Source organism: Halotia branconii CENA392 (assembly GCF_029953635.1).
In the GTDB taxonomy this organism is placed as follows: domain Bacteria; phylum Cyanobacteriota; class Cyanobacteriia; order Cyanobacteriales; family Nostocaceae; genus Halotia; species Halotia branconii.
Genome location: NZ_CP124543.1, coordinates 4,073,142 through 4,099,633, shown reverse-complemented (window position 1 = coordinate 4,099,633; position 26,492 = coordinate 4,073,142). Strand labels below are relative to the sequence as shown.

Below are 26,492 nucleotides of genomic sequence, written 5' to 3'. Positions count from 1 at the left end.
CTACTAAAATCATGCTTTTTAACTAAGATTTTTGGCGATCGCCGACCGCGATCGCGCTACTCAAATGCTGCTTATTTTGAGAAATTATTAGAGTCAGTGTGACAAAAAGGGAATAACGACTAATGAAACGGAGAAAGTTTGAAAGTGACTATTATGCAGCCATTGACCGGGTATCACGTATTTTGTCACCTAAAACTATTCACAGAATTTTGACGGAGCCGTATTACCTTGATTGGCAAAGACTTCCTACAGATGTATTTTTGGCTGCTTGCATTATTGTTTGTTTACATAGAGTCTGCCAAAGTCCACTAGCCTTGTTTACGTTTGCAAGTTTTGAAACTTACTAGAGTGAATCCCCGCACGATTAATTAGTAGTGGTTGGCTTATCAGCGGCTGGGCGTTGTATTAGGTAGCCCAAAATAGCGGTTGAAATGCCTGTAACTAGACCGGCTGTATTGTTCCCTATCATGCCAGCGCCACCTAACACACTAGAAACTCCTGCAATTAAACCTAAAGCTGTAGTCAGACGATCTAAAGTTTTCTGAGACATTTTATTATTCCTATTCTCTAATCCTAAAATTCTGTTGTTTCTGAATAATTCCCAAAAAAGTTAACTGTGATAACGCAGACGCTAGCCTTCTTCGTGTTCGCGGTCTCGACGTATTGCTTTCCCAATTAAATAAGATTTCAATTCTGATAAATCCCGATCCTGAGAGTCTAGTCTTCTATCAAGCTCCTTAAAAAGAAATTCTAAATTGTTTGTTAAGTCTTTGAGATTATTTTTAATGTGTCCAAAATCTCTTTCAGCGGCATATTTCCGTTTGATGGAATTAGCAAAGAATAGCAATGCCCAAACACAATTTCCACCTAAAGCTAAAAGAAAAGTTCCGATTGTGATTGGATCGTCAGGTAATTTCATATTTCATGGATTTTTAACTACTACCTAACCAGACAGTAATACTGATATCTGGAACCCATAATCTTGGTATAAATTCAAGATTTCCTAATCTATCCGCGTCTGATAAGGTTAGTACTTGTCTACCAATGTACAAACGTTTCCATCTCCCATAAGCTCTACCTGGCAAAGAAGAGGGAATATAAGTAAATGGTGCTAAATGCCCTACAAAACGGTAATCCCATCCACCAATTTTTGACAATTCAACCGCTACTAAATTGGTTAATAGCGGTTGAACAATATCAATATGCTGACGCTTTGGTACTTGGAGATGATAAAAAGACCTTTGGTATATCTTGCTCCAAGTTGTCATTACGGGATTAAAGTAATGTTTGATTCTGCTTCGAGCTTAACAACATCAAAATCAGTGTTAGCAGCCTGAATACTGCCTTGGATAAAACGAGCATTTTCAACAGTCTCAACAAAATCAGAACTATCAATTGCGTCTGCATCATCTGTAATTAAAACAAATTGCGTTCCGTCCCAATATGCATCAACATCACCATCTGCATCTTTGCGGGCTACGATATAACCTTGAGCCATGACTTACTCCTTATTAGGTATTAATAAATAAACTTATTGCTGATGTTTAGTAAACAAACTTGCGGCGACGAACAGCGGTAACTTTGACCACTTGAGAACCTAAATAAGTCCCTGCTTTTGCTTCAGTGGCAATAGTATCCGCCTTGGTGGGAGAGCATAATACAATAGCGCGGCGTTCTGTACCGTTTTTGGTGTAGTAAACGGCAACGGGGAAGCAACCATTCAGTAGTGCATCCGAGATGCCTGTGCCTACGAGTGTTTTGCCATCTGGCACTTCCCCAGTGGTGCTTTCCGTCCATCCAAGATTGTCCGCCAAGTTGCCGACAGAAGCTTTTACAGCTTTAATGCGGACTACCTTAGTAGCAGTAACGTTAATGAAATATGTAGTTTTCTTTTTTGCGGCAGTAGCCATGAGTGATTCCTTTGCTGGTGCTTAAAATCACTGTAACTACTTATATATAAGCTTCTTGAGTATAGGAAACTTATAAGTTTCCCCATAGCGCCACACAAACGAAGATCCTGCTACAAAGCCATCAAAGCAATCACTCGTCGGTCTAGTGTAGGGATACTCATTCTGATTTCTCTGGGTTTGTGTGGCTGTTATGTCGCACAAGCATTTAGGATGATTGATTGTGCTTCAAGGGAACACTATGGCGGGTAATTTGTTAGTGGTGTCATACAGCACAACTTCTTTGTTCATCCCCGGAACTTCACAAGTAGCGTATCTAAAGCGAACATTTGCGATTGGGCGATAACGTTTCTTGGGTCTTTGCTTTCCATAAACGAGATGATTTCCTGGTTTAGGATCGCTCGTTTTTTTTGGTTCGTGTTTGGTTAAATTATTCTTGTTATAAGTGAAATTTTGGCATTCTAAAGCGCGTCGCACAACATCTATAGCATCCGTTTCTGTGGTGCAATATACTCGCATTCTGTAGCCGTTTAATTTATCGACATAGCTGTAAATATCCTTTCCTTTTGTAAAAACAATTCCTTGACCATTTTGAATAAATTGCTGTTTGATTTTGACCCCAAGTGCTTTAGCTTTAGCTTCAGTAAAAGTTGCTTGGGTTTCGTTCATTATCCTAAAACTTATTTCGGCATCAACTTTATCGTAGCCTTTAGGAATTGATTCCATATCTTGTGAAAAATACAGAAGTACCTTTGGATGTCCCTCAACCGGTGGATCTATATTTTCTCTAGAGCCGTGGTACACTATCAAATCTTTTTTGCTGTATCCAAGTAAATCAAAAAAGAAAGACATCCTAAGAGCCATCATTGCATGATTATCAGTATCAAGCATTGTGCAAGCTACTCTCATGCTTGAGCGTTTATCAGCAACATTCGGTTGCCAGTTATCATTATGATCTGAAAAGTATTGCCTGACGCGTCGGTTAAATTCTGTGATGTATTGACCTTGCAGATGTTCCCAAGGATCAAAACCATCCGGTAAAGCATTGTTGGGAGGTGAATTTGTCATTAGTTATTCTCCAGCATCAAACATTTCTTCAAAGATGTTGTCAAAGAATGTGGATACTGCTTTACCGGCATCAAATTCTTCTTTTTTAGGCTTGTTTTCTTCCGTCTCTACACCTTTTGCTTTATCCGTACCATCTTCGTTTTTATCACCACGAATAGCAGCTTTAAATTCCTCGTCTGCTTGAACTATTTGGGTTCTCGCATCGGCAATTGACACGGGAACTTGTACAACGGTTTCAATAATATTTGCGGCTTCCTGTGCATTGTTTAAAGCAATGATTGTCTTGTTATGAAAGTTCGGCTGGGGATTAAACCACTCGTAGGCTTTCTCGTAAATCACTCCAAATCTCTTCAAGGCATTGGCTACTTTTGCTAATTGTCCACCGATAACTTCCATGCCGTTCATGATGGCATTTTGGGCATTTTGGAGAGCATTAAATATGTTAGCTGTCGCTTGATAAATTCTGTTAGCACGCGCCCATTCTGCTGTCAATTTGGTGTATTGTTGTTCTCCAATAGCTTCTTTTATTAAAAATTCGGTAGTTTTATTAATTGCTTGAAAAATATCAATTGGTTGCCCATCAATTCCTTTGGGGAAAATTAGATTCGCTACAGTATTGATTATCCCTCCAAGGGTCTGTCCAAGATTATTCGACAACATCAATGCATTATGCATCGTCGCAGCAAAAGTCAGAACATTGAGCGCCTTTTCAATATACGAATTTTCAGCAATCCTGGTAATTAATCCACTAATTCCACCTACTACTTGTCCACCCAATTTATTATTAATAATGTTTAGTAAGGCTAACTGTGCCGCATCTCCTACCTTGCTAACTAGATCCAAAATCTGCTTACAAATAGCAAATATTGGGGTTAGCAATGCCATGATCGGAGCCAATATTGAAGTTCTCGTTGCTGAGTGTTGAGCCGCTATAAAAGCTTTCAAGCCAGAATCGTTGTATGGCATTGCGTCTTTCCCGTCTCTTCCGTTTATTCCATTCCTTCCTGGTGCGCCTGTAAGCCCCGGTCTTCCGTCCCTACCGGGTCTACCATCTCTTCCCGGTATGCCGGGTATTTGAATTGTGTAAATAAAACCATCTTTCCCATCCCTGCCGGGTCTTCCGTCCCTACCGGGTCTACCATCTCTTCCCGGTATGCCGGGTCTATTTTTGAGCAACTGATATAGTCCCAACAGCGTAGTCGCAATGCCAAGAGCCTCTACTGCCTTAGCAAACGCATTGTTACCCGTCGTTTGCGCTTTTTTGGCTGTCTCCTTCGCATCTCTTGCGTTTGTCTTGGCTTCATTTGCAGTAGTGTTTGCACTGTTTGCGGTAGTTGTAGCTGAAGCAGCTGTAGCACCAGCGGCGATCGCAATACTTGCAGCTTTTACTGCCTGAGAATTAGCAGTTACAGCAGTCGAAAGCGCTGTAGTAGCAACCCCTTGTGCCACATTAGCCGCAAGAATTGCTTGCCCAGATTGCCCCAGCGCTTCTCGTGCTTGGGATATGGCGCTACTTGCTTGAGAACTAGCGGAATTACCAATACTTACGGCATAATCAGCCACGCCACGAACAGAATTAGCAACATCTAGTGCGTTTCTAGCTATTCCTCTAATCGTTGGCAGCAAACGACCAAGGATGTTGGAGACATCAGCACCAATAGCTGTAACCTCACGCTCTATTGCATCAATTCGAGAACCCAATGCCTCGGCAAATGCCACCAACTGCAAAATTTCAATAACAGTACCAGCTAATGCTGCAACCTTAGCGGCTAGTCCTAACAAGTCACCAGCAACCTTGCCAGCAGTTGTCAAAGCTTTGCGACTAATGCCGATTGCTTCAGCCGCGTCTAGAGCTACATCTGCCACTTTGCCAGCAAGCTTACCAACTTGCCCTACAACACTAGCGATTTTGTTGTCTACAACGTCAATAGCTCGTTGTGCCGCGTTTGCTGTCCCGATGGCTTTGTCAGCTATTCCTCTTGCAATCTTGCCGATAGAATTAGCTTCCTTGGCCACGGCATTGGCTACCTTTGCTTCAGTTGTAGCGGCTTGAGCAACTCCCCTTGCTTGGATAGATAATCCTTTTGCTAACTCAGCATCACTTGCAGCCTTTGTTGCCCTAGCGCTTGCATTATTAGCTTGTCCAAATGCAGCGGCTGCATCCCTATCTGCTTTTGTGCCGATAATTTCGGCACGGTCGGCTACACTACGCGCTTGCCTTGCTGTGCCTTGTGCTTCGTTGCCTACATTCAAAGCGTTGTCTGCTTTTGTGCTTGCGGTTCTAGCTGTATTGTTAGCGTTCTTAGCTTCTGAGCTTGCATCATTAGCAGTTCGATTTGCTCGACTTGCATTATTGTCTGCCAGTTCCGCCTTACTAAGTGCATTGTTGGCGTTCTTGTTAGCAGCGTTGGCAGTATTAGAAGCAGTTGCAGCTAAATTCTTTGCATCGCTAACTTCAAACCTTAATGCAGCCAACTGGGCTTTAATGCTACGTAAATCATTGATAACTGATTGTCCTTCAGAGGTAGCCATTACCCTATTAAACTTTTGATTTCATTAAATTCCACACGTTCGATACAAACCATGTCAGGAGGGCAGTAATTATTGGGGTCAAGACACTTAAATGGATCTGGACATGTCTGACCGCTGACCATGCCACAGCCGGCTTGACATTCAGCTAATGAGTCATATTCGCCAGGAGTCCCGTAAACATTGCTCTTGACACATGAATTATTTATGCAATCATAAGGAACCGCGTTACAAGCGGTGCAATTACCGTATTTTGTATAACCAGCATTAGGATTATCATTAGCTACAGCAGTTACTTGTGCCGTTGTAGTCAGATAAAAATAATTTGTCCCGGCAACGTTTACACCATCAAGATAAAGATATACAGTAGTTGAGTTTCTGGCACGATATTCAGGTGTTGTGCCACAAGCAAAAAATTCGTAACTAACATTCCCGTCAGCCCCTTTGCCGTAGAACCGAAAACATTGAGTCATCTTTAGTAATTATCCGGGTCAATTGTGGCGTTATCATCAACCTTTGCAAGTGATAATGTTATTTGGTCTACTCGATATTTGGTTGATCCACGATCGATAAAAGATGCGTATCCATCAGCCATTAACAAAGACTGATCTGTATTGGTATCAAAGTTTGTTTGTGTGAGATAAGTTTTTGCGCCCATATTAATTGCTACAAAATGCCCTTCTGCTGTTGCAGTTGATGGTGTCGCCAGCCCGGCTGTTTGTAGGGCCGTATCTGGAATGAATAATCCTGCTGATGGTGTAGCCGCGCCGCTAGCTAATCTTGTTGCGCCGGTTCCAAAAATCTGAGCGATTGTAGGTTCTGCCATAAATCAATTTTGGATTTATTGAAGTGAATAAATCCGTTGTATTCGTGATTTAAGAATTGGTAAATCTTCCAGTTTTATGTATTTTCGGAAGTAACTTCACGGGGTCTATATCTTGCTGTGTAAGTATTCCAGCAATACCCCCTAATTAAGTATTTAAAAATATACCGATTTAACCTTACAACAGGGTTAAACCGGAACTTATGCAAACATACGAAGATATCGCCTGAGTAACTGTACTGAAGCTATTAGAGTATTAATTTATTCAAATCTTTAAGATTCATCAGCAGGACAAAGCTGAGTAGGGGGAATACGCTGAACATTCATTGCTGTGCGATCGCAACTTTTGACCCTGGTTATGCGATCGCCCTTACTTTACAAATATTTTTGAAACTTCTCCATCAGCTGAAAATCACCATAGCGTCGAACTACATACCGGATTGCTCTTATACCTAAGCGATAGCGTTCTCCCTTGGTCAGTTTCAGTGTTCGTTTAATAAACTCGCCTGGGGCGAGGGTAGTATCTTGCAGCATTTGCAAAAGCTCATTTTCTGTGGGTAAGCCGTTGAAATTTGGATAGGTATCTAGTGTATTCTCACCGCTTGAAGTGGCAGTACTGTTTGATTTCTGGGCAGATACAATTTTTGATGGAGTATTGTTTTCAGTATCTACGGCTGATACTTTAGCCCCTGGGGGGTCTTCTGGTGGTATCTCCAGTATTTGGCACATATCCAAGTAAATGCCTTTGACGTACTCCCAGCGTTCACCGTCATTGGGGGTGATATTCCACAACATTTTGATAATCACTTGGGGCGATTGTCCTTGTTCTCTTAACTGTTTAATTTGCTGTAATCGTTGTTGTGCTTCTGTTGGTGGACGATTATCAAAAGGCTGGACTGTTTCTAGTGTTTTTGGTTGCGGTCTGCGCTCCTGACGAAAGTGAGAATATAAATGTCCCCATCCTTCAGCGAGGGGGATAGTCAGAGGAAGTTTGTTAATAGACTGGATGTTTTTGGGAGGATTGCCTTTTTTAACAAACTTACTGTAATCGGCGTGGGTGGGATGCACTGCAATTTGAGTTGGTACGCAACCACCCACAGCACAGGGATAAGCAACAGCATTGAGATGTTGCTTTCTAGGATCGGTGTTTCGCCAGCGATCGCCCAAACTTCTAGCAGCTGCCCCCAGTGCCAACAGAAAGTAGTTGTTTCGCATGGCCGCAGACAGAGGTAAGTCTTCAACGTTAGGACTTTGGTTAAGGGCAATGAAAACAATGTCATATTTTCGCCCTTCAGCACCCAAACGTTTGAGTGCTATTTCCATCTGTTGGGGCTGCTCAAAGTTGATTAAACATGAGTTAATTTCATCAGCAAATACAATTACTGGATCGCCGTTTTCAGGAAGTTCGCGCCGGTCGTCCAAAAGTTCAATTAATAACTCTATCTGGGCTTCTATCCCCTCAAAACTACTAATTACAGGGATTTCTAATTGCTTCCACAGTGGATTTCTGCTGGCGTGGGGGTCAAGCGCCAACATTTGGGCGGGTTTATTCTTGGTCAGATGTCCGGCCAGCCAACAAGCAACGGACGTTTTACCATAACCGGTGTTACCAACAATAATGATGCCGCTGGCTTCATCTTCTACGTCATCCCAATTGTAGAAATCAAGAATGGTATCACTCGTTTGGTCGTTGCCTGCCATCGGCAAGGCTGGCTTGTCTTCTTTACCAGAGAACCCATAACTGTTGTAAATTGCCATATTCCCAGCTTCGATACCAGCGCTAATATTCGCCATTTGCATCAACAGCGGCGCGGCTGCCCCCAGCATGGCGAACTCTTGTTCAAGTTCATCAATTTGATCTTCGTTGTCGTGTTCCCTTTCCACAACAGCTAAATCTGCCTCCATATCCATGATCCGCTGTTCGGTGGTTTTAGTTCTGGCTATTTGCTTTTGTTCTTGTTGATCGTTGTCCATTTCCTCGCCATTAGTGGCGAAAATAGCAGCAGATGAAGCAAGTATCAAGCACATTGCAGCCGTGATTGTGCGGTGTGGACTGTACTTATCTTTGGGTGCAGATTGAGACGACATTAAGACAAATGATAATCCGGCCAAGATGATGCCACTAGCAAAGGCTGTGTTAGGAGTCAATTTTATTTCCATATCACCCCCACGCTGCCAGCAGTAGACCAAGCTGAACCGATAGAGCGATCGCAGTAATAGTAATGCGGGTTTCTTGGGGCAGTTCGAGTAAAGATTCTCCGTTGCTCCTTCCCCAAGCAGAAGCGATCGCCACAGATGCAATGATTCTGATGCCCCAAGTCAATTGCCATGTGGGAGCGATTAACAAACCAATCAAATTAGCTCCAGAAACTCCAGCCAAAAACCAAGCAACGTACCTGAGGTACTGCCAACGACTTAATCTATTCATAAGTAGAGCGATAGAACTGCATTTAGATGGGCAACCAGCCCATCTAAATTTTCTACAAGTCGATGTCTCCAGGTTGGAGAGAGTAAGTTTGTTTAGTTTCTCTAACCGCTTTTAAGCGTTCGCGGAAACTAGCACGAGCATTATTTTGGTTAACTTGGTGCTTGTGATTTGACAGTTGAGAGTCAAGCTGAAATTTAGTCTTGGCTTCTCTGCCCGATTGATTAACCACCTGTCCGACGTATCGCACTGCTAGCCTTGCTTTCAACAAGATATTAGAGACGTTACCTGTAACTTGAGCGTGGGTTTTGCTCAGTTCCCCTAGGTGGACGGCTCCTTTCTCGTCAAGTTTGGCCGTGGACTGAACAATTTTGGTAGCAGCATCTAAAACAGCACCTCTAACTCGGTTTTGTTGGTCGATTACTTCTGGTACGTCGTCGATCGCTTGAGTCATGTTGTTAGCGTAGGTGTGCCAGCGCTGCGCTTGGTCTTTCATGCCAATTTTGATAGCATCTGACCGCTGTACATCCTCTTCGGTCAAGTTGCCACTGGTTTTACAGCCAAACGGCAATTTTGAGGACAGATTGTCAGCGAGTTTTTTTCCTTGTCCAGCCCGAAACCCTTTTAAGTTGTGCTTTTCACCTTTGTAGGTGTATCTTTTCATGTTTTACCTCTGGATTGATAATAGTTCCCAGCCTTACCCCAGCTTGGAGAATTACCCAGCACCCGACCCCCACCCCTGTAAGTGCTAAAGGAATAAGCAACACTTCGATTAATCCACTGCTGCTCACCTCGCTGATATCTTCTTCTTCATGGCTAAGGTCGGGGCGGGTAATACGTCGTTTGATTACCCGTTTCATAGTTGCATTGGTTTTTGGTGGCAGCGATTAAGTAAAAGCTGGCAGCGAGGGCAACTACCCCCACACCAACTGCTACCCATCGCTGTACTGCTCCGGTGGTAGAGCGTATTTTGGGGAATCGTGCCACTCCTGTAGAGCTTTAATCTCTATTTCAAAGTTGCTGGTAATGCCATGACTAAAGGATTTAATCAGCTGAGGGGCAACGTTACCCATATCCCCATTGCCCATACGTTCAAAGGCTTTTTGCAAGGCATCAGCCCAAACGAAGTCAACAATGTTATCAGCTAGTTGATCTGAGATGGCTGATAACTGGTTTGTGCCACCTTGGGCAGCATCTTCACCTATTTGCTCGGTTCTGGTTGAGTGACCATGTTCTTGTTTCTGCTGGCGAAGGGCTTCAGCCACTGCCTGTCTATCTTTCTCGTTCACGGTATTCCTCTAATTGTTGTGTGATCGCTTTAATTGCTTCTTTGCGTCCCCGTTCTTTGACCAGCTGGCGAAATATCCACAAAACCTCAAAGTCTTGAGGACTAAAGCCGCCGCTGTGCTTGGTATAGGTAATTAACCCCAAAGCTTCTACAACGGCTCTATCTCTCCTAACTTGGCTGGGGTGGACGTTGAGCAATTTTGCAGCTTGGACAATTGGTATCCAGGCAAGTGATGGGTCAAATTTGAGTCGATTTGTAGTCACGATTTTTATTTGACTCATGAATGACTAAACGCAAAAAGCCCACTGGTGAAAGTGGGCATGGTGAAGTAAGATACTATCGCCCTCCTTTCAGGTCGCTTCTGATGGAGTGGAAGTCCTCCGGTGGTGAGACACCGGGGGCATAAGTTTTAGGTTGAGTGAGTCAGAGATACATTTTTGCTATAGCAGCCAGTGCAGATTTGGTTGATCACCGCTTGCATTAAACCTTCTTGATCGCTCTGACTTTTCCCGTTAAGTCTTAAAAGCACGAAATAGCAAGGGTTTCAGACTAGAGTTTTTTCTCAATAAATTAAGATTAATGATAATGAATCACTAGAGAATAGGGTTTTGGGCTAGGGGTATAGTAAGCGATCGCTCAATCAAGGAGATAACGGGAAAAGTCAGCTTGATCGCTAACAGATAGCTTCTCAGGTATTTCGCTGCCTAGCGCCAAAATTTCGCTACGGCATTCCTCTGGGGCAGTGCAGCACAGGTGAGAAGCCAGGGCGACTATCAAAGATAGTTTTTCTCGCTTGGTCATTTCTTCAAACCTTGACCCGTAACGCTCTTGTAGCGTTTCTAGATAGGAACCATCCCCAGGAGTGTAGTTAGTCCAGTACCCTATTGGCTGTGTCATTGGTTTAAAATCCTTATAGATAAAGACCGTGCTGGCGACTTCCGTAGATGGTTGTCAGCATTTTTTATTGCTTTTGTTATGCTGTTCAGCATCCGTATTCCTCCTTTTTAGTTTCTCCAGGGTGTTCAGCTTCATTCTGGAGTTTTAGTATTTAGTTATCGCTACCCCGCGACGCTACGACTTATGGGTAATTGGCGATTCTCTTGAAGAACACACTCACCACGGGCAGGTCTTTCTTTATTGCACTACTGGCGGCAGGCTGCCATCTCTACTTGGTTTGGGGTGAGTGGTGTTCTAAATTGCTAAAGCAAAATCGACTGGGGTGCATTAGGCACTCATTTTGTAAGGCGCTCCTAAGTCATCGGGTAAGTCGTAAACGTTAATACCAAGTGGTTCAAGAACTTCTTTATGAAAACTTTTCCACTGTCGCGAGTTAAAGCTGACAGGATGCCTGCCTGTTTCCCATCGGTAAACAGTGCTTCCTGTCGTGCCAATTTTTACCGCAAACTGCTCACGGGTCAGATTTAACGCCTCACGTAATTGCCTTAAAAAAGACACGCCTTCCACAAAATTTGGTTTTTCGTTTATCATGATAGCAAAACGCTATGCAATTTGCATAGGCAAAACGCCAAGCAGATTGCATAGTTAAGTAAAGTACATTTTTTGGGCAGATGTGCAGCCAAACAGATCTGCCCATTCACTACATTCACATCCTTGAGCGCTAATTTTGAGCGAAAAGTCACGGAGTGAATTATGTAGTTTCTGCTAAGTGCCTTTTACACAGTACCTAGCCGCTAATTAGCCAACAAAAAAGCGGAGGTTAACTGCTGCTTTTTTTGCAGGTAGTCTCCGCAGATCGATAACTAACAGCCAATGACTAAACCTAAACCATTTGAAATTTCTCTACTACCACCCCCGCCAGAGTGGATTAACTTCCAACATCCCGACTTTCCCAAATACTTCTACATCGCCATCCTTGACGAAAACGGGGAAGTAAAAAGCTGGTGGCAGCGGATACCAGAACACCTCCGTACTAAATTTCCTTAACAGCAATGACCAAAACCAGAGAAGAACAAGTTATGTCTGACGAGCATCTACGCTATGCGGTCGAAATTTTGACCCAAGCCTTTGAGCGAGAATTGCGTGAAAAGATAGGAGTCCTCAAGCAATACCCAGATACCGAGTTAGTGGCTTGGAAAAATGCGCTTAACTCGGTTGCTACAGAAATCCAAGCAATCTGTGACCAACCTTACTACTTATGACCGACCCCAAAGACTTAACACAGCAACGACTTGACAAGTTAGAGCGCACCGTAGACATCTTGCGATCGCATCTATTAATCGCATTAGAAACGAATTATGCCCTAGCTTCTGAACTGGCAGAACTAAAAGGTCGCCAACAAGACAAAGACTTAATTTGCACAAGAATACTGAGTGAATTTAACACTTTAAGCACTCTCAAAACAGTAGTAAATCAATACAATCGAGGCAAATAAACAATGAATAAATGTATAAAAAAAAGGACGAATGTTCGCGCATTCCCCCCCCTCAAAAATAACTTGCAAAATATTCGATTTCAAGTTAATTCTAACATTTTTAAAGGGAGGTGAGCAATAATGGTAAGCTCATTTTCCCGGTTAGAGTCAACTTTTGACTTTAGTTCTCAAGACAATAGTTTACCTCCACAAGAGATAGAAGCCGAAGAAAAGATATTAGGCGGCATCTTGAGTGATCCATCAGCCATAGGAAGAATTTCGGAAAAGTTGGAGCCGGAGCATTTTTACATTTCAGCACACAAAGAAATCTATCAGATTTGTTTAGAACTAGCAAAAAAACAGCAGCCAACAGACTTGTTAACTGTTACTAGCTACCTAACAAGGCAGGGATTACTAGAACGTATTGGCGGTAGAAATAAGCTAGCAGATCTAGTCTATAGAACTGTTAGTGCTATCAACATAGATCACCATGCTCAACTAGTTATTGATTCAGCATTTCGTCGTCAATTAATTAAATTTAGCAGCTACACACGTAAGCTTGGACACGCAACAGAAATAGAAGTTTCTGAAGCAATGTCACTTTTCAAAGAAAACTCAACTTCCCTTCACGAATTGTTCTCGTTTCAGTCAAAAGAAGATCGAGAAACTTTGGAATACAACAAAATGATTGAGGCGATTAGACAGATTGAACTTGAGTGCCTCGACCCTGGGAAGAGACTTTTTAAAATGTCTAAATTGTCTAAAAAGCTTGGTCAATCAATTAAGGATTTAGAAAATATCTACTTTAAATCCTTGATCCACTCAGAGAACGAAGGATTAATCAGTATGCAAGAAATCATAGAACTTTACGGCAATGAGATCCGCCAATGGCTCATACACGGATTTCTACCCAAAGGTACTACGGTACTGCTCCATGCCAAAGGTGGCACGGGCAAGACTCGCCTCAGCTACGACTTTTTCTACCATTTGGCGACAGGCACACACTGGCAAGGATTCCCTGTCACCAAGAAAAGTAGATGTCTAGTGATTCAAACGGACGAGTCGCCTAACGATATGTTGTCTGCTCTAGAAGACCGAGGCTTTACCGACGACATGGACATTCGCTACAAAACCAAATGGACAACAGACCACATCCAGCATCTACGTCAAGAGATTGAAGAGTTCCGGCCTGACATAGTTTTGATTGACTCTTTAACCTCGGTCAGTCGTCACTCGACCTTCACCGAAAATGACACCGAGTACGCTAGACCAATTCTTTTGCTTAGAGATATCGCCCAAGAATTTGGATGCACGATCCTGATTATTCACCACAGCAACAGTAACGGTGAATCCAGAGGAACCAAAGCCATTTTTAACAGCGTGTCTGAGGTGTGGTCACTCAAACGTGACGACCAAAATAACGCCGATGGCTTAGATCGTCTACTGACAATTGAGAAATCTCGCTCACGCGCACCCGCCGCCTATCGTTTGAGATTTGAGCCGGAAGACAAATCATGGACTTGCCTGGGACGAGCAGATGAAGACCCCGCATCACCCAATGCCACCATCAAAGATGCGATCGTGCAGTTCTTGTTGGACAACCGAGGCACACCATTTGAGGCTGAAGAAATTGCCCATGCTATGGGTGACAATTTAAACACTGTTCGCAAATTATGCTTCCAATTGGTTCAAGACGGCATTATCACGCGGTTGAAGCCGAAAGCTTTAGGCAGAGGCTATTCCAACCTTTATTTGATTGGAGGTGAAACATCAGACACCAGTGATACCCCCAAAAATCAGTACAGGATCACTTCTTTGAACGGAAAAACAGCACTTTCAGCCGAAAGTGATAAAAGTGATCCAAGTGCCACCAATATCCGGGATCACTTTTTTTCTCCAGTAGAGGCAAGGGTTACAGGCGAAAGTGATCCGATCCCTCTTAAAAATGCACTAATAAACGAGTCAGAAATTTCCTCGAAAAAATCGCAAATTTTGGATTTTGAGGATCACTTATCGCCAGAACCTTTGCCAGATATAGAAAAAAAAGTGATCCTCATAAGTGATCCTCAAAGTGATCCAGAAGTGATCCAGGCAATAGACCCCCTGAGGGGTCAGACCCCTGGATCACTTAAAAAGGGGTCTGACCCCTCACCCACCCAGGCAGAACCACCAGAACCACAAATAAAAGGTGAATTGCCTCTTACCGATGTATCAATAAGTTTGCATCCTGGCGATGAAGTAGAAGTTATTGCAGGGCAGCACTGGGGGCAAACGCTAATAGTTAGCTCCATCGATGGCACTGGTATTTGGCTAAGGAAATCTACTAAAGGGTTTGCTCCACCTATGGCGAATAACGGGCAACCTTATCAACCACATCAGTTAAGGAAACGAAACTGCGGTAATGAATAGCTATTGTCCTATCGGTTTTGACTGTGCGTTGATGGGCGATCGCACAGTTTGCCAAAACCGTAGTTACTGTCAAAATCTTGCAGAACCGTGGCCTATACCCTATGACATTAATCCTTCGTGGCTAACCGGGGTGGGATTGCTTGTTTCAGTACCAAATTATGATTACGACTGCCCTAATGTTGAACACATGATTGCTGAGAACGACCGTTACAACGCTTGGGTGGAGAGCGTTCGGCTGGAATTGTGGCTTGCTGGATGGTGGAGCGCAATCGAACTGCCATATAAGCAACATCCAAGGGGAGGGCTGCTAGTCATTCACCATCTGTCTTTAGACAGTGAAGTAACTTTTGCTTCACCCTGGGCTTACGACCCTACACAACCATATAACTGTTCACCTGAATATCGTGAAATCTTTATGCCTCCTATTCCAGTCAGTGCGAATGGAAGAAAGTGGGATTTTGCAGATTGGTCTCACCAAATCGAAGAGGACGGATTTTATCGTGACTGGCTAATGTTTTGGCCTTGGGATTTTAACAACGATGACTGATGACAAATGGATCAGCGTCGATAAACGCAGCAATCGACTAGTCATTCGTTTTTGGGCAAAGGGGGCTGGCAAGCAATTTTTTATAGCAACAGGACTGAAGGATACCAAACGCAACAGAGAGATTGTAAGGATTCGTAGAGATGCGATCGCCACCGATATCGCTCTAGGACGATTTGATGATTCCCTGGTGAGTTATCAATTCGGACATAAGCCAGCCGCGAAACCTCAGAAGCCAGAAGTTACCACTCACTACTCACTCGGTGAATTGTGGGAGTTATACACTGACTTCCAGTCAAAGCAGCTGGAGCAGACAACTATTAAGAGCAGCTACGCGGCGATCGCTCGTTACATCCGCAAACTACCTACCCAAGACTTAACCCAGGCGGTAAAGATTCGTGATTGGTTGCTAAACAACATCTCTCTATATATGGCTTGGGACAACTTAAATTACTACCGTCGTTGCTGTGACTGGGCAGTCAATTCACAGCTAATTGTGTCCAATCCATTTACATCTCTCACAATCGAAAAGCCCAAAAAAAAATCGACTGACACTGAAGATTACCGAGCGTTCACCTTAGAGCAGAGAAATATCATCATTGAGGCTTTTGAAAATAATCCTAGTTATTCTCACTACGCGGACTTGGTGAAATTTCTCTTTCTGACTGGGTGTCGCCCTGGGGAAGCTTTTGCTTTGACTTGGGGCGACATATCGTCGGATTGCTGTCTGATATCCATTTCTAAATCTAGAAACCTACATGGAATCCTGAAAGGGACTAAAAACGGGAAGAAACGAGTTTTTCCTACCTCTCCTAACTCAAAACTTCAAAAGCTGCTTTTGAATAGGAGGACAGAAGCAAGCAGCCAAGACAAAATAATTTTTCCAACGAAGTTGGGCAATAAGATGACCAGCTACACCCTTAACGATATTTGGAAGGGAACAACATCAACCAGCAGCAATGGAAAAAAGTATTTTTACTTGGGAGTGGTGTCCAAGCTGGTAGCAGAAGGAAAGCTGCCTTACTACCTCAAACCTTACGCTGCAAGGCATACATTCGCAACTTGGGCAATTAGTAGCGGTATTAGTCCCGATAAAGTTGCCAAGTGGCTTGGTGACGACATCCAGACAGTTTTGCTTCACTACACTCATCCAAATGTTGTAAACGCCAGCTGTCCAGATTTTTAACCCTGCTACTTAAATGCTACTTATTTAAAGGCGAATAGATATCCTCAGAAGTGGGGTTGAGATAGGGGCGCTGCAAGTCAATCAAGTGTCGGGCAAAGTGTTGATCAATTACCTTCATCTTTTCTTCGATTGCATTCTTACCTTTTTGCCAAGCTTCTAACAAAGCATTCGCTACAATTTGGCAACGATTCATGCCAAAAGTTTCTTGTGCGGCAAATTTTTGGCTTGGTTCCTCGGCTAAACTCAACCCTGGTGCTAAAAACTTGGTGAATAGGGGGATTTCGGACTGAAAATCGTCTTGATGCTGCGTGTAAACACTCTGAAGAATTTTACGAATTGCTGGGTAGTTGTGACGTTCAAAGTAAAGTACCCCTGAGTCATAGCGTCCGTATGCTGAGGGATTGTAGAGAACTTGAAAAGTAAACGGGATTGTATCTGCGTTTAACTGCTGCGTTAAGCTATCCATAAGCGCGATCGCACCGGATGCAGTGAAATTAAAATAGATGCGTCCTGTGCCTAAATCAGCGTCAGGACTACATTGTCTTTCTTGTCCGACATTGCTGACTGCTAAGTAACAGCCATTTTGTAGCCGATTTTTGGGCATCCAGATGGCTACTGATTCGCCAGCCTTAGCCGATTTTGAACTAGGTTTAAGATGACAATCAGGCTCAATATATAGCGTCAAACCACCTTTAGTCACAGCCATACTACCGTCTGGTTCCTGGCGCAACACTTGCCAACTAGGATCAAAATAACCTCTACCGTGATTGCTGGTGTGCAGTTGTTGATAAAATTCCCAATCAATGTCTAAAACAGAATTATTTTCTAAGCTATGGTGTTGTAGGCAATTAGCAGTATTAGTATTAACCGCCAAAACACTTTGTAGCGAACCATTATAATAGATACCGTAGAGGAAATTTCGCAGTAATAAAGTGAGATATTTATGTTGTAAAGCGGGAGAATTTTGCTGAAATCTGTCTGCTACTTTCGTTGGCAAAGCAAAAGGCTGATAATTAGGATGGTGAATACAGAAGTTTGGCTCGATTTGGATATTACTAGCAATGTCAAAGAGAGGATTTAAAAGGGTATTGGTAGAAGAATTTTGCATTACTCAATTCAAACTCAAAAGTGGATATTAAAAATTAGACAACCACTCAGTGGTAAATATTCTATAGTAATCCGGTTTGATTCGGTGAATTTATTTGTGTAGGTAGGGAACAGGAAACAGGAAACAGGGAACAGTTAAGAAAGGATAGATATGTACTGAATCGTGTTCAAAAATCAAATAGGAGTCCTATATTTTGGTTAAGAAAAAATTAAGTTTGGGTAAATAAAATGATGGCAGATTCAAAGTTCAAAACATGACACCTGATTTTAATGTTTGAATTTTTCATATTATTAACAACCCCGTAGACGAGTTTTTTCGTAATAAAGCCGCACTAACTGTTGCTCTTTTTCTGGCTGAGGTAATTTATGGAGTTTCGCCAAAGGACTAAAAATTTCTGACTCAGAGATACCAAAAATACTCATCACAGATTGCTCAGGTATAGTGAGAAGATTTTTAGCGATTTGAAACATACAAAGGTCAGAATTGCCAAAGTTTTTTTGATCATTAATTGTTTCTTGAATTTGATGAATTAGTGCTAGTCCCGTAAACTGGATAACTTGCACCAGAAAGTTTTGACGTTCCTCTAAAATCATCGGGAAATCATTGAGATAAGCTTGAATGAAAGCTAGTAATGAAGGTTGAATAAGTTCTAATGGTGTCATTGCCAAATCCAGAGATTCTTCTAAATTAATAGTAGGATCTACTACTAAGCTAGAAAGCCAAATTCTTAAGTAACTTGCTAGTAAAGTTCCCAAATCAAAAGCTGGATCTCCCCAAGCACAAGCTTCCCAGTCAATCAGTCGTACTAAGCAATTGTCTAGTTGATTCCAGCGAGAATGAATTAATATATTGTCTAACTTCAGATCGTTGTGAGTCAAGCAACAAGGATTCCATTCATAAGCCAAATCTGCGATCGCTGACTCTAAACTTTCATAATTTTGATATAAAATATAGAATTTTAATGCCTCAGTCGGAACTGTACCAAAAATTTCTGGACTAATAGAACCTATACCTTGTACTGGATTGTAAAAATGATAGCGAAACTCTCCTTGGGGAGCAGTTGCCATAAAATCACGATATTCTCGACGTTGGAAAGTCGCACGATGCAACCCTGCTAAGGTAGTACCAATAGCAGTCGCAATCTCTGATGGGAAAATATTATTGTGACGGTAAAATCCGTCTATTTCTAAATATTCGCTAAAGTAGTTACGGACGAGGATAGAGTTTTCCTGATCAAAATGTAGCACTAATGGAGCGATCGCCGAAATATTGCCGAGAACTGGAAACTGCTGAAGCAATTGGTGAAATAGCCACTCATTAAATAACTCGTGAGAGGTTTGATGATTTTTCAGACTGCGTTCTTGTTTAACCAGCAACTTACGATTATCTGCTAACGTCACCAGTAAATTGCAATTCTTACTGCTACTTTTTGACAACTCAGTTTCGTTTGATGTGGCATTTTCTGAGCTACACAAATCTGTCTCTTGCAGATACTGGATGACGTTTTGAGAAGACATTGGTAATAACATGTATTATGTCCTACTTCGTAAAATTGCTGAGAAGATTACCAAATATCATGATTTATTTGGCTTTAGCAGTTTCGGTAGACAACAACAAATGTGCAAATATTAATCATGTTTGTTCCAATCTATTAATATCTCATGTCTTTGATTAAAACCTGCCAAAATGGCAATGTTACCTTTATTTTTACTTTAAATTATGCTGTTAAATATATCAAATCTTTAAAATTATCTAATTAGTTATTCCTAATAAATTCAACATATTTATTGGTCACTTTATAGACTCAATAATTAGGTTTACTCGAAATCACTAATTCCCAAAAACTATCTACGGATGGATGTTTCGGGATGTTAAATATTCATTTCTTAATGAGAATTTTTGCTGATTTTGAGATGATGTCATCAAATGCATAATCAACATAATTCATGTCATTATTTTTATTTATCATTACAAACTGAAAAAAACCGGAGATTTTAGGCAGGTAATAATTAATTTATTTTTGACAAATATTGATATTGGGCATAGGGCATGGGGCATTGGTTATTTTCTTCCCCTGCTTCTCCTGCTCCTCTGCTCCCCTGCTCCCTGCCCACTGAGCGAAGTCGAAGTGCTGCTCCCTGCTCCCCTGCTCCCTGCCCACTGAGCGAAGTCGAAGTGCTGCTCCCCTGCTCCTGTGTCGCCCAATTCACTATTCGGTAATATACATGTACTATATAAAATGATCACAAGAGCAAGAAGGTAATTTTTACTGAAAGCTAACAAGTTGATTTACCATTACAGCCAGCGCCAGTGTACCCAAAATAATCATTAATCCCGCAGGCATAAACTTACGGGTTTTAGCCAACCTAAATGCAAAGAAAGCTACTAAAACAACAGTAACGCCAACTGCTAAAATCAAAGCCCAGTTTTGTCCTTGGAATTGAAAGTAAGCAGCAAAAATTAGTAATAAGCCGCTAATCGTACCACTGAGTAGCGAGACTTGACTATGAGCTTGAATGTAACCAATAATACCACCAATCAACGCTAAAATGCCGTAGGCAAGAGCAGCAACTATACTTAAATTCATTGTTAAAACCTATGTAGATTTTGATAAGAGGCATGGGGCAATTAAGAGGAATTGGGGCAGGGTGCGGGGTGCAAGGGGGAGTTTGAAACTACTTCGCATTTATTCGCTTGTGCTTAACACTCTTTCCCCTGCTCCCCTTCGGGTTCGCCAGTCCAACGCCAGTCGCTCCTGGGGGAAACCCCCATGACCGCGCTGGCTCCTCTTTGTTGGAACAACTTTCTGCGGGCTGGCTCATCTGCTCCCCTGCCTCTTGTCTTCCCCTACTTTTTCACTAATGGATAGTTAAGTAATGCCAATAGCAAGTACTTCATACTCTGCTCAAGTTCAATTCCTCCAGCGCCAAGCAGCCTCACTTTTACTGTACCAATCTGTCCTTCAAAGCGAAGTGGCGATCGCGTTTCTTGACCTGTTGCAAGCTATACGTTACACTGATGCCGACGCTAGGGGCTGCCTCCAAGCTTATGGTAATTACTTTCATGTCTTGGCTGCTAAAAATCAAAATTGGGAGGATTACCTAATTACTCAAATTCTGATTTGCGAAAATCCTTTTAGTAGGCTTGCTCAACAACAAGAATTTGAGGATTTACCACGGGCTTTAATCGCAGCAGTTCAACATGATTTACAGGCGTTGCAGAGCCTTTACGAATGTAGCAGCGCTGTTTTAAGTGAGTGGGTACAAGCTGTAGCTCATTTGCCTGTTTCTCCTGTTGTATGGTATCAGGAGCAGAATGGGGTGGGAATAGAGACGGGATTGATAAAGCAGCATCCAGAGATGACTTATATTGCGTCTTGGCAACAGCTAGAAAATTGGGCTGACGCTGTTGAAGAGTTAGCGGTTTATTATCGGCAATTTGGTACTGGTTTATTTGCTGAATATCAGGCTTTGCGCTGGCAAACTGGGCAGTTTGTTGGTATTCGCTATCCTGACCCAGTAAAGCTGAATGCACTTGTAGGTTATGAATCTCAGCGAGATGCTTTGTTAAAAAATACAGAGTTTCTATTATCAGGAGAGACAGCACTACATGTATTACTTTACGGTAGTCGGGGGTCAGGAAAATCTTCTTTGGTAAAAGCCTTGTTGAATGAGTATGGTAACTACAACCTACGTTTGCTAGAAGTAGCCAAATCGGACTTGCAAGATTTACCAAAAATTGTGGAACATTTGCGGGGCGTACCCCAAAAATTTATTATTTTTGTGGATGATTTGTCTTTTGAGGAAGATGACGATGCTTTTAAAGCATTGAAAGTAGTTTTAGAAGGTAATTTGACTGCACGACCACAAAATGTAGTAGTTTATGCCACTTCTAACCGCCGTCACTTGATTCGGGAGTTTTTTGCAGATAGACCTACACCCAAAGATAATACAGAAATTCATGCCTGGGACACTATGCAGGAGAAACTTTCGTTTAGCGATCGCTTTGGGTTAACCTTAACCTTTGAGGCCGCAAATCAAAAAACCTATTTACAAATAGTTAAGCATCTAGCCACCCAGTCCGAAATTAATCTTAGCCAGGAAGATTTAGAATATCAAGCATTACAGTGGGCAACTCGCCACAACGGACGTTCTGGACGCACAGCCCGTCAATTTATCGATTTTTTAAAAGCCGAGTTAGTGTTTTTTGCTAAAAATAACAATACATCTGCTACGTAATTATCAAATTTATTTGCTATTGACTTCTCTTTTTTATTACTTCTATAACAATGTTATACACAAACACTTACAACTGGAAAAATCCGCACTATCAAGTGAAGGATAATGTCTTTAATACCTACTGCTTCTAATAACTTAACTACGCTAAAAACCAGCAACATGCAATCATTAATGGTAAGTAATCGATTGATTTTAGGTATAATTGCCTTTAGTGTGAGTTTTGGTTTGAGTCTTGTTCCTAACTGGAATTTTAAGCAATCTCTGATTACAGCTATAATTACTGTCCTTGCTACTTATACAGCAGCTTTGTTTGTAGACCAGCGACGTAGAAATCATGAAATGCTAGTTTTAAGTTCACTGCACAAGCGAATTAAAGACATGGAGGGATTGAAGTCCCGGATTGTCAGAGAAATCAACCAAATAGAAACGCATCGAGATTTATTATATAAAGAGTCGCAACAACTCCAAAATCAAATCTTAGAATGCCGCAATCAAAGAAATAGCCTACACAGAGAATTAGGCAGTTTTGCTGGGCAAAAAAAGCAATTAGAAGATGAATCTAATAAGTTAAAAACTGAACTTTATATCCTTGAAAATAATCAAGTAGAACTGAATCATTCCTTGACAACTCTCACAGCAGAAAAACGCCGTCTAGAATTGCACTGTAACGCCCATCGTTCTGAAATCAATCAGATGCAAAGTCAAATTAGCGAACTCCAGCAAGAAAAACAAGAAATAGAGAGTAACTTAACTTTATTGGGGAGACTAAAACCCCAATTAGAAGAAAAACTTTACGAACTACGGATTGCCCTTCAAGACTTAGAAACAGAAGTTAATCAGCAAAGCAAATTGCTTGTAGATACAGCCATACAAAAAGACGATATAGCAGCTAGCCTTGATTCTTTAAAAAAGCAAAGAGGAGAACAACAAACCGAACTACAACAGCTAAAAAGCGAAGTTTCATTACTACAAGAAGAACGCGATTTATTACAAAGTCAAGTTTGGGAATTACTTCAACAGACAGAAATACTCAATCAAGATTTGTTGCCAGGAAATATCCAACCAGAAAAAAATGATTTGTTGCCTTTTTCAGAAGTAGTTGAAAGCTTACCTGAAGAGTGGACTAATTTCCTCGAAAAGTTGCCTAGTCATGAAATTCAGGTACTAAAAGCTATAGTAGAACAAGATAATCCTAGTATGGCAATTAAAAAAATTGCCGAAGACCATATTACAATGCCAAATCTGTTAATCGACTCGATTAATGAATGTGCAAACGATACGATTGGAGAATTAATCATTGAGCCAAGTGTAGATATCCCAGAAGTTTATCAAGAGCATATAGTCAACGTCAGAAAATTGCTTTCTATGTATGAAGTTATCATGACTAGACATGCTTCACCAAATTAAAAACTTTTGGAATGTTGTCAGATTATTGATAATTCATAGGACTCCTATTTGGTTTTTGAACACGATTCAGTACGTATCTATCCCTTCTTAACTGTTCCCTATCTACACAAATAAATTCACCGAATCAAACCTGATTACTATATGTACATGCCTCTGCATTGAAAATCCAGTAAAGTGAACTACATGGCAAAGCTCAAAATATCAAAAAAAATTTCTACTGCTTTAATCAATTCCCTTGGTGCAGGAGTAGTTCCTAGAATGGGAGTTGAACATATAGCAGTTGGTCGAGAAAAAGAACTTAAAAGCTTGTCACAAAATCTTGATGATATTGCAGAAGGTGTCGCCGCGTTTCGTTTTATAATTGGTAACTATGGTTCGGGAAAAAGCTTTATTCTCCAATTAATTCGTAACCGGGCTATAGAGCAAGGTTTTGTCGTTGCTGATGCTGATTTATCTTCAGAACGCCGATTAGCAGGAAGTAATAATGAAGGTCTAGCAACATATAGAGAATTAATGAGCCACTTGGCTACAAAAACTCGTCCTGATGGTGGTGCTTTAGTTTCAATTTTGGAAGGATGGATTAATAAAATTCAACAAACAGTAGTCCAAGAAACTAGTTTGCGTCCCAATGATGATGGTTTTGATGACCAAGTTGAAGCGAAAATTAGAGAAGTAGTTCAGTATATTGAAGATTTAGTTCACGGATTTGATTTTGGTAATGTTATTATTGCTTACTGGCGTGGCTACCGATTAGACGATGATGAATTGAAAAATGCCTCAATGCGTTGGTTGCGTGGAGAGTTCAACACCAAAACCGAGGCGAAAACAGCTTTAGGTGTGCGCGTTATTATTGATGATCAAAGTTGGTACGATTATATTAAGCTATTAGCTAAATTTGTCGCTGAAATTGGTTATAAAGGACTGTTAATTTTAGTTGATGAGGCCGTAAATTTATATCAAATACCCGCTACAGTCACTCGTGAAAAGAACTATAACCGACTTTTAGCAATGTTTAATGACACCATGCAATGTAAAGCCGAACATCTAGGGATTTTCATTGGTGGGACAACAAAGTTTTTAGAAGACCCAAACCGAGGACTTTTCGCAGACCAAGCTTGGCGAAGACGCACTAAAGAAAGCCGTTTCGCTACACAGACCGATGTGCAAGAATATTTAGGGCCTGTGATTCGGCTAAATCCTTTAAGTGAGGAAGAAATCCTCACGCTTTTGCAACGCATATCTGAGATTCATACGCTGAATTTTGGGTATGAAAAGACTTTGACAAATCGTGAGTTACAAGCATTTGTTCAAGAAATTGTCAGTCGCTTGGGGGCGGAAGCGTTACTTACGCCAGGGGAAATTGTCCGGGATTTTATTAGTGTGTTGAATATCCTTCATCAAAATCCGAAAATGAGTTTTAATGAGTTAATTCATGACTCTCAATTTAAGCCTACTGTTGTGGATGAGGATGATGCAGCGGAGTTTAGTTTGTGATTACGGTGAATTTATCACACGCAGAGGCGCAGCGAAAAGTTGTCATAGCGTAACGGTAGCGAGTCTGCGAGCGTCGGAGGGTTTCCAACGCCAGTTGCTCATGGGGGAAACCACGCCACTTGCTCCTCCGTAACAAACTTTTCAAGACAGAGACGCAGAGAAGATGAGTTAAATAATGTTTTTTTATACAAATAGTTGCGTAAATTCACACATCAAATCTACCCTTCCTTTCCGTAACATAGCTGGGTCTAATCTTTCGGTAGTATTACAAGTCATTAAGACAACTAACCGCTGCTTGATTTGAATCCCAGAGTCATCTATTACACTTTGGTATAAAGTTCCATCTAGTAAACTTAAAATATGTTCTGTTTTATTGTTGTATTGTGCTACTTCAAAAGCCCGATTTTGGGCTAGGTTATCGGCTTCGTTGATGATAATACAAATACGCTCTAAGTAAGTTGGTGGGACAAAGTTAGCGATCGCATCATGGTCTAAAATAAAAATGACATACCCTAAAGGTACAAGAATTTCTTTTGCTACTGCTTGTGTCCATGCTGTTTTACCTGTACCCGGTTTTCCGTGTACTACAACCGCTAACTGGTTTTGATTTAGCACTGCCTGTTGTAATATGTCAGTAAATTCTTGAATATCTGCTGGAAAAGTCCGAATAGGAAATTGACTATAAACTTTACCTACACGACTTTGATATCCACTCAGCATGACTGCTAAATCGTAAGTCGCTTTGTTAATTAATGGCGATATATTTTTGGACATTAATGTATATTGTCGCCGACCGCGATCATAAGAGTCAATTTGTAGCCAAATATCATACTTTGACCAATACGCATAAACGGTATTAATAACTTCTAAACGTTCCCAATTGATAAACTTTTCTACAGGCAGATAAAAATCTCTTTCTAAGTAATATTGGGTAATAATATCTGGACGTTCTAATAAGTGCAGAACTCGTAGTACAGTAATTTCTTGCAATCGATTTAGGACATAATCAATAGGAATACTACTACGACTGACAAATTGAACAATAGGCGTTTCTGTACTTAAAACATCCTTGTAGCGATGGTCTGGTGATTGGGGGTCAGGTGTAATGTAGTTCCAAAATTTTTCAAATTCGTAGCGGGTGTTATCAGATACTACACTTAATAAATTAGCCCACCAAGTATAATTATTGCGTCCTAATACTTCAGCAAAATTACTAGCTAAATTAAACGATTTTTGAGTAAATTCATGTGTGTCATTACACCACAATTGCCATAAAAACTCCCAGTCTAAATCTCGCCGAAATGGTCGCCAACCGCTAGAAATTAAACTTTGACTTTTGTTATTTGCAGCATTATTTTCGTTACTTCTAAAATAATCAAATTCCATGTTTTTTATTTATACAGCAGTAGTTGATTGATATCACAACTGAGTTGTTTAATTATTACATAGCTTTATAGATAAATTCACTGGTCATATTTCAATTTACTATAGTAATCCGAAAATGAGTTGTGAAAAATATAGATAAGGAAATGTAGACGCAAAGCGGCTTGCCGTAGGCTACCGCCATCGCGTAGCGTCTCGTTAGAGAGAGAAGAACGCCAAGGACGCAAAGTAAAGAAAGAAGAAAGAAATAGATAATTTTCACAAATGATTTAAAACTGCTATAGATATAAAGTTAGTAGATAAGGACTATGC

At 41.3% G+C, this 26,492-nt stretch carries 30 protein-coding genes; 9 read left to right on the top strand and 21 right to left on the bottom strand.

The genetic code is table 11. From position 1 onward, the window contains the following. Positions 1-364: 364 nt before the first annotated feature. The 17 genes from QI031_RS18030 to QI031_RS17950 all read right to left on the bottom strand — a co-directional run bounded on the left by QI031_RS18030 (position 365) and on the right by QI031_RS17950 (position 11,528). Positions 365-550: a hypothetical protein gene (locus tag QI031_RS18030; RefSeq protein WP_281481034.1), complete on the bottom strand. Its 186-nt coding sequence runs from the start codon at positions 548-550 to the stop codon at positions 365-367. 81 nt (positions 551-631) lie between these two features. Further along, a complete protein-coding gene (locus QI031_RS18025; RefSeq protein ID WP_281481033.1) occupies positions 632-919 on the bottom strand; it encodes a hypothetical protein in 288 nt (95 codons plus the stop codon). 13 nt (positions 920-932) lie between these two features. Then, entirely contained in the window at positions 933-1,268 is a 336-nt protein-coding gene (locus QI031_RS18020; protein ID WP_281481032.1) for a hypothetical protein, read from the bottom strand. Then, positions 1,268-1,498 carry a hypothetical protein gene (locus QI031_RS18015; RefSeq protein WP_281481031.1) on the bottom strand — a complete coding sequence of 77 codons (231 nt, stop codon included), beginning with the start codon at positions 1,496-1,498 and terminating at the stop codon, positions 1,268-1,270. Before QI031_RS18015 ends, QI031_RS18020 begins: the two co-directional genes overlap by 1 nt. 46 nt (positions 1,499-1,544) lie before the next feature. Continuing rightward, positions 1,545-1,910 (bottom strand): hypothetical protein, encoded by a 366-nt coding sequence (locus QI031_RS18010; protein ID WP_281481030.1) that lies wholly within the window; start codon positions 1,908-1,910, stop codon positions 1,545-1,547. A 225-nt stretch (positions 1,911-2,135) separates the two neighbouring features. Further along, positions 2,136-2,975: a hypothetical protein gene (locus QI031_RS18005; protein ID WP_281481029.1), complete on the bottom strand. Its 840-nt coding sequence runs from the start codon at positions 2,973-2,975 to the stop codon at positions 2,136-2,138. Between the two features lie 3 nt (positions 2,976-2,978). Further along, complete coding sequence (locus tag QI031_RS18000; RefSeq protein WP_281481028.1) at positions 2,979-5,507, bottom strand: hypothetical protein; 2,529 nt, start codon at positions 5,505-5,507, stop codon at positions 2,979-2,981. Beyond that, positions 5,507-5,977 carry a hypothetical protein gene (locus tag QI031_RS17995; protein ID WP_281481027.1) on the bottom strand — a complete coding sequence of 157 codons (471 nt, stop codon included), beginning with the start codon at positions 5,975-5,977 and terminating at the stop codon, positions 5,507-5,509. Before QI031_RS17995 ends, QI031_RS18000 begins: the two co-directional genes overlap by 1 nt. A 2-nt stretch (positions 5,978-5,979) precedes the next feature. After that, positions 5,980-6,330, bottom strand: a complete 351-nt coding sequence (locus QI031_RS17990; protein WP_281481025.1) for a hypothetical protein — start codon at positions 6,328-6,330, stop codon at positions 5,980-5,982. Positions 6,331-6,702: 372 nt separating this feature from the next. Beyond that, entirely contained in the window at positions 6,703-8,487 is a 1,785-nt protein-coding gene (locus QI031_RS17985; RefSeq protein WP_281481024.1) for an ATP-binding protein, read from the bottom strand. Between the two features lies 1 nt (position 8,488). Then, positions 8,489-8,755 carry a hypothetical protein gene (locus QI031_RS17980; RefSeq protein WP_281481023.1) on the bottom strand — a complete coding sequence of 89 codons (267 nt, stop codon included), beginning with the start codon at positions 8,753-8,755 and terminating at the stop codon, positions 8,489-8,491. A 52-nt stretch (positions 8,756-8,807) separates the two neighbouring features. Further along, the gene (locus QI031_RS17975) at positions 8,808-9,416 is read right to left on the bottom strand and encodes a hypothetical protein (protein WP_281481022.1); all 609 of its coding nucleotides are present in this window, start codon (positions 9,414-9,416) and stop codon (positions 8,808-8,810) included. Continuing rightward, the gene (locus tag QI031_RS17970) at positions 9,391-9,612 is read right to left on the bottom strand and encodes a hypothetical protein (RefSeq protein ID WP_281481021.1); all 222 of its coding nucleotides are present in this window, start codon (positions 9,610-9,612) and stop codon (positions 9,391-9,393) included. The genes QI031_RS17975 and QI031_RS17970 overlap by 26 nt, the downstream gene beginning before the upstream one ends. A gap of 72 nt (positions 9,613-9,684) precedes the next feature. After that, entirely contained in the window at positions 9,685-10,041 is a 357-nt protein-coding gene (locus QI031_RS17965; protein ID WP_281481020.1) for a hypothetical protein, read from the bottom strand. Next, on the bottom strand, positions 10,025-10,303 hold the full coding sequence (locus QI031_RS17960; protein ID WP_281481019.1) for a hypothetical protein: 279 nt from the start codon (positions 10,301-10,303) through the stop codon (positions 10,025-10,027). The genes QI031_RS17965 and QI031_RS17960 overlap by 17 nt, the downstream gene beginning before the upstream one ends. A 373-nt stretch (positions 10,304-10,676) precedes the next feature. After that, on the bottom strand, positions 10,677-10,937 hold the full coding sequence (locus QI031_RS17955) for a hypothetical protein (RefSeq protein WP_281481018.1): 261 nt from the start codon (positions 10,935-10,937) through the stop codon (positions 10,677-10,679). Positions 10,938-11,264: 327 nt separating this feature from the next. Then, positions 11,265-11,528 (bottom strand): helix-turn-helix domain-containing protein, encoded by a 264-nt coding sequence (locus tag QI031_RS17950; protein WP_281481017.1) that lies wholly within the window; start codon positions 11,526-11,528, stop codon positions 11,265-11,267. Positions 11,529-11,810: 282 nt separating this feature from the next. Here QI031_RS17950 and QI031_RS17945 point away from each other — a divergent pair, with 282 nt between their 5' ends. The 6 genes from QI031_RS17945 to QI031_RS17920 all read left to right on the top strand — a co-directional run bounded on the left by QI031_RS17945 (position 11,811) and on the right by QI031_RS17920 (position 16,550). Beyond that, a complete protein-coding gene (locus QI031_RS17945) occupies positions 11,811-11,984 on the top strand; it encodes a hypothetical protein (protein ID WP_281481016.1) in 174 nt (57 codons plus the stop codon). Between the two features lie 5 nt (positions 11,985-11,989). After that, the gene (locus tag QI031_RS17940) at positions 11,990-12,199 is read left to right on the top strand and encodes a hypothetical protein (RefSeq protein ID WP_281481015.1); all 210 of its coding nucleotides are present in this window, start codon (positions 11,990-11,992) and stop codon (positions 12,197-12,199) included. Continuing rightward, on the top strand, positions 12,196-12,432 hold the full coding sequence (locus QI031_RS17935; RefSeq protein ID WP_281481014.1) for a hypothetical protein: 237 nt from the start codon (positions 12,196-12,198) through the stop codon (positions 12,430-12,432). Before QI031_RS17940 ends, QI031_RS17935 begins: the two co-directional genes overlap by 4 nt. A 120-nt stretch (positions 12,433-12,552) precedes the next feature. Then, complete coding sequence (locus QI031_RS17930; RefSeq protein WP_281481013.1) at positions 12,553-14,820, top strand: AAA family ATPase; 2,268 nt, start codon at positions 12,553-12,555, stop codon at positions 14,818-14,820. After that, the gene (locus tag QI031_RS17925; protein WP_281481012.1) at positions 14,813-15,367 is read left to right on the top strand and encodes a hypothetical protein; all 555 of its coding nucleotides are present in this window, start codon (positions 14,813-14,815) and stop codon (positions 15,365-15,367) included. Before QI031_RS17930 ends, QI031_RS17925 begins: the two co-directional genes overlap by 8 nt. Then, the gene (locus QI031_RS17920; RefSeq protein WP_281481011.1) at positions 15,360-16,550 is read left to right on the top strand and encodes a tyrosine-type recombinase/integrase; all 1,191 of its coding nucleotides are present in this window, start codon (positions 15,360-15,362) and stop codon (positions 16,548-16,550) included. Before QI031_RS17925 ends, QI031_RS17920 begins: the two co-directional genes overlap by 8 nt. A 16-nt stretch (positions 16,551-16,566) precedes the next feature. On the opposite strand, the gene QI031_RS17915 is transcribed toward QI031_RS17920, so the two are convergent. The 3 genes from QI031_RS17915 to QI031_RS17905 form a co-directional block, all read right to left on the bottom strand. Continuing rightward, positions 16,567-17,658 carry a T3SS effector HopA1 family protein gene (locus QI031_RS17915; RefSeq protein WP_281481010.1) on the bottom strand — a complete coding sequence of 364 codons (1,092 nt, stop codon included), beginning with the start codon at positions 17,656-17,658 and terminating at the stop codon, positions 16,567-16,569. A 290-nt stretch (positions 17,659-17,948) separates the two neighbouring features. Further along, the gene (locus QI031_RS17910) at positions 17,949-19,187 is read right to left on the bottom strand and encodes a phosphotransferase family protein (protein ID WP_281481009.1); all 1,239 of its coding nucleotides are present in this window, start codon (positions 19,185-19,187) and stop codon (positions 17,949-17,951) included. Positions 19,188-19,924: 737 nt separating this feature from the next. Then, on the bottom strand, positions 19,925-20,245 hold the full coding sequence (locus QI031_RS17905) for a TMEM14 family protein (RefSeq protein ID WP_281481008.1): 321 nt from the start codon (positions 20,243-20,245) through the stop codon (positions 19,925-19,927). A gap of 289 nt (positions 20,246-20,534) precedes the next feature. Between QI031_RS17905 and QI031_RS17900 the strand changes: the two genes are divergently transcribed. From QI031_RS17900 to QI031_RS17890, 3 genes are all read left to right on the top strand, one after another. Then, complete coding sequence (locus tag QI031_RS17900; protein ID WP_281481007.1) at positions 20,535-21,896, top strand: ATP-binding protein; 1,362 nt, start codon at positions 20,535-20,537, stop codon at positions 21,894-21,896. Positions 21,897-22,001: 105 nt separating this feature from the next. Continuing rightward, positions 22,002-23,303 (top strand): tellurite resistance TerB C-terminal domain-containing protein, encoded by a 1,302-nt coding sequence (locus QI031_RS17895; protein ID WP_281481006.1) that lies wholly within the window; start codon positions 22,002-22,004, stop codon positions 23,301-23,303. Between the two features lie 183 nt (positions 23,304-23,486). Then, on the top strand, positions 23,487-24,797 hold the full coding sequence (locus QI031_RS17890) for an ATP-binding protein (protein ID WP_281481005.1): 1,311 nt from the start codon (positions 23,487-23,489) through the stop codon (positions 24,795-24,797). Positions 24,798-24,980: 183 nt separating this feature from the next. Here QI031_RS17890 and QI031_RS17885 read toward each other — a convergent pair whose 3' ends face one another. Then, complete coding sequence (locus tag QI031_RS17885) at positions 24,981-26,183, bottom strand: AAA family ATPase (protein ID WP_281481004.1); 1,203 nt, start codon at positions 26,181-26,183, stop codon at positions 24,981-24,983. Between the last annotated feature and the right edge of the window lie 309 nt (positions 26,184-26,492).